Source organism: Mojavia sp. (assembly GCF_059505145.1).
The window spans coordinates 176,223-182,225 of the sequence record NZ_JCACKA010000034.1 but is presented as its reverse complement, the minus strand read 5'-3'; the positions used below and the strand labels follow the sequence as shown (position 1 = coordinate 182,225).

7 protein-coding genes are annotated in these 6,003 nt (G+C 41.5%); 3 read left to right on the top strand and 4 right to left on the bottom strand.

Annotation, left to right across the window (positions count from 1 at the left end):
* Positions 1-31 precede the first annotated feature (31 nt).
* Together AC5JL8_RS05520 and msrB are read right to left on the bottom strand one after the other, a co-directional pair.
* Positions 32-181, bottom strand: a complete 150-nt coding sequence (locus AC5JL8_RS05520; protein WP_495878768.1) for a muconolactone Delta-isomerase family protein — start codon at positions 179-181, stop codon at positions 32-34.
* A 439-nt stretch (positions 182-620) separates the two neighbouring features.
* Positions 621-1,115, bottom strand: coding sequence for a peptide-methionine (R)-S-oxide reductase MsrB (gene msrB / locus AC5JL8_RS05515; RefSeq protein WP_495878767.1), 495 nt, complete (start codon positions 1,113-1,115; stop codon positions 621-623).
* Positions 1,116-1,217: 102 nt separating this feature from the next.
* Between msrB and AC5JL8_RS05510 the strand changes: the two genes are divergently transcribed.
* The 3 genes from AC5JL8_RS05510 (at position 1,218) to AC5JL8_RS05500 (ending at position 3,363) form a co-directional block, all read left to right on the top strand.
* Entirely contained in the window at positions 1,218-1,472 is a 255-nt protein-coding gene (locus tag AC5JL8_RS05510) for an acyl-CoA dehydrogenase family protein (RefSeq protein WP_495878766.1), read from the top strand.
* A 305-nt stretch (positions 1,473-1,777) separates the two neighbouring features.
* Positions 1,778-2,314: a hypothetical protein gene (locus tag AC5JL8_RS05505; protein WP_495878765.1), complete on the top strand. Its 537-nt coding sequence runs from the start codon at positions 1,778-1,780 to the stop codon at positions 2,312-2,314.
* Positions 2,315-2,457: 143 nt separating this feature from the next.
* Complete coding sequence (locus AC5JL8_RS05500) at positions 2,458-3,363, top strand: alpha/beta fold hydrolase (protein WP_495878764.1); 906 nt, start codon at positions 2,458-2,460, stop codon at positions 3,361-3,363.
* A 550-nt stretch (positions 3,364-3,913) separates the two neighbouring features.
* Here the strand turns inward: AC5JL8_RS05500 and AC5JL8_RS05495 are convergent.
* Positions 3,914-4,330, bottom strand: coding sequence for an MAPEG family protein (locus AC5JL8_RS05495; RefSeq protein ID WP_495878763.1), 417 nt, complete (start codon positions 4,328-4,330; stop codon positions 3,914-3,916).
* Positions 4,331-4,552: 222 nt separating this feature from the next.
* Positions 4,553-5,848 (bottom strand): S41 family peptidase, encoded by a 1,296-nt coding sequence (locus tag AC5JL8_RS05490; RefSeq protein ID WP_495878762.1) that lies wholly within the window; start codon positions 5,846-5,848, stop codon positions 4,553-4,555.
* Positions 5,849-6,003 lie beyond the last annotated feature (155 nt).

The following is a 6,003-nucleotide window of genomic DNA, read 5'->3' as shown; positions in this document are numbered from 1 at the left end:
TGATGCTTGGGGCTGGTTTGCTCACTGTGGTCTATTCATCTGAAAACCGCTGTAAGTCCACAACCACCCCTGCCTGCTTTGCTTGGAGAGCTGCATCTGCTTCCTCAGTCCAGATTGCAAAAAGTTCTTGCTGAGAAATATTATCGGGGTATTCTACGTGAAAATCTAGGTGATATAACACAATTATTTTTCCTAACTGACCAGTAGATATACTACCTCATACCTATTTTTGATTTTAAGTTTTAGAGTACCCAAAGGGCTTCCCACAGGGTAGCAACTGGCGACGCAAAGGCGCGTTCGCCCAAAGCGTTCCCGTTCCCTCGTTCGCGTTAGCGTCTTTGCAGGAGAAGAGGGTTCCCGCTCTTTAGGGTAGAATCTACCTTTAACCTTAGTCAAAAATCTCAATTCATCCCGCAAATATGCAACGCCTCAAAGCGTTTGCTGATTTATGCCGCTAAGGGTGCAATGGTACTAAAGTCGGTTAACACTAGTTTCCCCTGAAGCTTATTTGTAGCTTCGTTTGGTGGTGAACAGCCTTGCAACCAAAAGCAGCTTACCAATCCAATTGCAAGGGGAACTAGAATTTTTAACCTATTAAATATCTGCTTTAAGTGAAAATATCAAGCAGGAATAAACTTAAGCGCGACACCGTTCATACAGTAGCGCTTACCAGTAGGCGCTGGCCCGTCGTTAAACACATGACCCAGATGCCCACCACAGCGACTACAATGCACTTCAGTTCTAGTCATAAAAAGCGACCGATCTACAGTTGTGCCGATCGCACCTTCAATTGGGTTAAAAAAGCTGGGCCAGCCAGTTCCACTATTAAATTTGGTTTCAGATGTGAATAGTGGCTGTTCACAGGCAGCGCACACATAAGCGCCTTGGGTATATTGTTTATCGAGTGGGCTAGTGTGAGCACGTTCAGTTCCATGTTTACGTAGTACATGAAATTGTTCCGGCGTTAGTATTTTACGCCACTCTTCCTCGGATTTGGTAATTTCATATTCGGTATTAGAAGTTGCCATAGTTGCTGCTCTCCAGTTGGTATAAGGTAATAACAATGCTGCGCCCACTAGCGCCGCGTTAGCCTGTAAAAAATACCGTTTGTTCATAATCTATTATTTGCTATTTTGCGATTAACCAGTCAATCTACTTGAGGAAAGCCTTACTGCAATTCTCAACACCACCGTTTGCCCAAACTGCGGTAGAACGGGATGCGGAAGGAGGAACACCAAAGCAGGAGCGCGATCGCAACTGTCAAAATCCTAGCTACCAGAGTCGGCTTAAACATCACCAACCGCATCTTTGAAGTGATGGGCGCACGCGCCACCAGCAAAAAACATGGCTTTGATCGCTACTGGCGTAACCTCCGTACTTTTACCCTCCATGATCCAGTAGATTACAAGGTTCGGGATATTGGTAACTGGGCATTAAATGATGAGCTACCCAAACCTTCCTTTGATTCATAACTCAAATCTTTAACAGCTAGGCGTCAGTTTCCATCGATTCCTTTGACCTCCTCATACCGAGTTGCATTCAAAGATAGTAAATTAGGGCAGCAGAGGTGAGGAAATCCAAATCTGTCTGATCGCAACATAGTATCACTACATCTTAAGGCTGACCAATTCAATAAATTGTTTGATCGTAGCTTTGGGCTGCTATTGGGAAGAAAGCGATAACTATCCACTTTGATAGAAGCAATGGAAAGCTTTCTTGACTACAACCTAAATAACGCTTTGTGCTACCAACGTGCAGTAATGCACGAGGACTTTCTATGTTGATCTCCATCAATGCCTATATTCCCTTTGCTCGCCCTTTGGTTTATGCCACTTACCGAGACAAGCTAACGGAACTTGTGCCCTATATGTCAAAGGTTAGACAAATTCAGCTCAAATCAAGCCAAAAGCAAGACGGACTTTTATACCTAGTACATGATTGGTATGGTGGTGCCAATGTTCCAGCACTAGCGCGTGCTTTTTTAAGCGAAGATTTACTTAATTGGACAGAAGAATCTATTTGGAATAATTCTGAATATACAACTAGTTGGCACATCAAAACCCACGTCTTTACTGAAGCAGTTCACTGTACGGGCAAAAATCACTTTCTCGAAGATGATAAAGGAACGCTAATCCAGAGCCGGGGCGAACTAATTATTGACCCGCAGCAGATAAAGGGTACACCACAGCAGTTAACAGTGGCGATCGCCCGCATCGTTGAGAATTCATTAGGAAAACAGATTCCACCCAATTTCCAACAAATGAGTCAAGGAGTTTGTCACTACCTGAAGAAAGAGCAAGAAATTGCGAACTAACTGTTTGATTTTCAATAAATATCTTGCAATAATTCCAAAAATATCAATCTCATTCCCTGACCACTCTTATATTTGAATTTATCCCACTATTGTTAATAACAATGCTAGTAATCCTGTTGCCCTTACCTGATTAGATTGCTCTAATGTTTCCTAATTTTCTGCCATCACAAGTTAATCAAATAACAGACCCAGAGGCGATCGCTTTTGTCCAGAGTATTGAGAAAATTGCCCTTACAACCTCCCTCAGCCAACAATCAATCCTCACCACCTACATTCACAAAGGTCTTGGAGGAACACCAATTGTGTTGCTGCACGGCTTCGACAGTTCTATCTTAGAATTCCGTCTTCTGTTGCCATTACTTGCGGCGCAAAATGAAACATGGGCAGTAGATTTGTTAGGTTTTGGCTTTACACAAAGGCAAAAAGAAATAAACTACAGCCCTAATGCAATCAAAATTCACTTTTATGACTTTTGGAAAACTTTAATCAACAAACCTATCATACTAGTAGGGGCATCAATGGGAGGCGCAACTGCAATTGATTTTACTCTCACTTATCCTCAAGTTGTGAAATCGTTAGTATTGATTAATAGCTTAGGTTACACAGGCGCTCCTACATTTAGCAAATACTTGTTTCCTCCTTTTGACTTCTTTGCTGTGGAATACCTGCGTCAACGCCACATTTTGGCATTAAATTTAGCCAGTATTTTAGCTAATTTGAATGCCAAATTACTTTTGGCTATTCAGTGCGCGATGTTACACCAAGAAATGCCGCTTTGGTATGATGCAATGATTTCTTATGTCAAAACTGGTGGTTACACTGACTTGGCAAATAGAATTGCCCAAATTGATAAACCAACACTGATTTTATGGGGAGAAGCGGATGATATGCTGGCATCTGAAGATGCAGAAAAGTTTCAGCAAGACATTGCCAATTCTCAGCTAATAAAGCTTAACAATTGCGGTCATGCCCCCCAACTTGAACAGCCGCAAATCATATCTCAACATATTTTACAGTTTCTAATGATGGCAAAGCGAGATAGTGAGTGATGCAGCAGCTGCCCGAATGTAATTCTAAACAGTCCAGTTGGCAAGGTAGCTAGCCCATAGCCTCGCGCCCTCAGTGCTGTCCGGCTCGACGAGCGCCAGTGCTTCGTTCAGCGGCACATTGAACACGATTGTCACAGATCTAAAAAACCCCGCTTCCATTCCTCTCTCCCTTTTTAAGCTACGGTCTACACACAAATCTTATAAACTTGCCCCACAACCTTTTGATCCCCCCAACCCCCCTTAAAAAGGGGGGCTAAAATCCGTCATTATCCTCCGATAAATTGGAGGATAATGACGGATCTACAATGATTTCGGTTTAGTACACAGATGTGCGTACACCGTAGCGCCTTGTAGGAAAGGGAGGCTGGGAGGCAGAGGTTTGTCGAACTCACGTTACCTAAACAGCGAGGAGATTAAAACAAGGATGCAAGCCGCGCCCGTTCCGAGAAACGCCGTCATAAACAATGAATTGATCACCGTAATATTAATGGATTGCATAGCGGTAATTCCCTGCATCGGCTTTTAGCCTTTTGAAAATTCATTTTCTCAGCTAGAAGATTGCCAAAGCAGTCAAAGCGACCAAGCAGACTAACTGAATAACTAAGCTTAAAAGCCGAAATGTCGGATTGAGTCCAGCTATGTGAATCACTGAATGCACAAGCCGAAATCCGATGTACAAAACAACAAGCAAATCTACCGCTGCTCCAGATACACCCCGAACTGTGAGCAGAAACACAACTCCTATATATAAAGGAAGGTTTTCTACTAAATTAGACTGCGCTCGAAATAGTCGCCAAAGCAAGCTTTCTTCGTTTGGTGTTCCGAAATCTTTTGGCGAACCACCAGCAGATAAATGCCGAATCCTGACTGTGAGCAGAAGCGCAACAACAGTAATCGTCCAGATGATGAAAATTGCTAAACCCCATAAGGGGAAGGTCATCTCGGTAGTAGGCATGACCCAACTCATACACTTCATCCCGGTAAACTGACTACTGCCACTTTAGCGTTTATTTTAGTTTATTTCATATATCAGTTTTGAAATTACCGCCCCACGGATAACTTTCAAAATACTGCTGTTCTGTCTGTGACTCTAGGCGGAAAAAAATAGCCTCTCAGAGTTAGTCAGGAAAATAAAAATTGGATAAGTGTAGTGATTGATATTGGTTTGAATCTTTAGAAGCATTTTGAGCTATTTATCTGTTGGTGGAAATTGTGCTTGTAACACAGTTTCTATAGTTTTTTGTTTTTGAGGATCTACTCCTTGGGCATATTCTAGGGGGAATGGAATATTAATGTCTGGTATTACACCTTTGCCTTCCAGCCTTTGATTGCCATTAACGAATACATTCGTAACTGCAACATAAAGTAGGCTACCATCTCGCATTAAAAAAGGACGACCTCCAAGTACGGCTCCTGCTGTTTGAGTTCCAATAACTGGCCCCATCTTACTTTGTTGAAAGCCAAACGCGAGAATTTCTTTACTACTACGGCTGCCCTCATTGACTATCATCACTACAGGTTTTTTCCATTGATAATTATAGGTATAACGTCGCTGATCTCGTGGAATGTTAGTGATGCTGAGATTGTGTTTGGCGCTAAAGATGTTGAGATAACTAATATCTCCTCCACCCCATCCATCTCTCAAATCTAAAACTAAACCGTCTGCATTTTTTAAGCGACCATAAATTAGTTCATCTTGAAGTTGTTGCTGGTAGAGGTCAGCTGCATTTGACCATATATGGATATAACCAACTTTCTTGTTTTCTTGCTCAATTAGCTCAATACTGGCTGTCTGAGCTTGCAAGAACATTGTGCTAGCATCAAAAATTTTTGGCACGACAGCAATTTCTTGCTGGCTGCTCGGTTCAGGCGATCGCTGTATCAACATCTTGACAGTTTGGCCTGCTTTTCCAGCAAAAGAGTGTATTGGATGATAGGGACGACCATCAACACTTAAAATTTGGTCACCTACCTTGAAGCCAGCTTTGGCAGCCGGGCTTTCATCAAGAATAGAACTAGTAAATGTTTTGCCATTAATATCTTTGGTAAACAAGCCAATATCAGTGTATTCAATTTTACCTTTGGGAAAAAACTGTTTTAATTGCTTATTTAAATCAGGATTTCGAGGCTGAAAAATTCCTAAAAGTTGATAGTAAGCAGGTTCATCTTGAGTATAAAACCGAGTATGAGAAGATTTGAGTTGAGAAAGCATTTGATTAAGGACAACAGCAACATCTTTGCTTGAGCGAGCTTTTACTAGCTGAAGTTGATATTGTTTTTTAACGGCTTTCCAATCTACTCCATTCAAGTTGGGATCATAAAAGTTATCGTTTACTGTTTGCCAAACTTGCTCAAAAATTTGAGTTTCTGGTTTTGCTAATATTGGCAGAAGTGGCGAACTCAACCATAGCAGAAGTAAAACAGAAATACTTAGTATAAATGCTCTGGCTGAATGTTTGAAAAAAGTAAGCCCAAATACTCTCATATTTTGTCACTTTGAAATCAGCAACTTCATGACAAGTGATGATAATTCTGAGTTATTAGTTCCGCTTGCACTATTTTTAAAATTTCTGTAGCCTTGCCTATTGAACTATTGTTAAGAAAACGTGCTAAGAAAACGTTTTGCAGGCTTCATCAAAT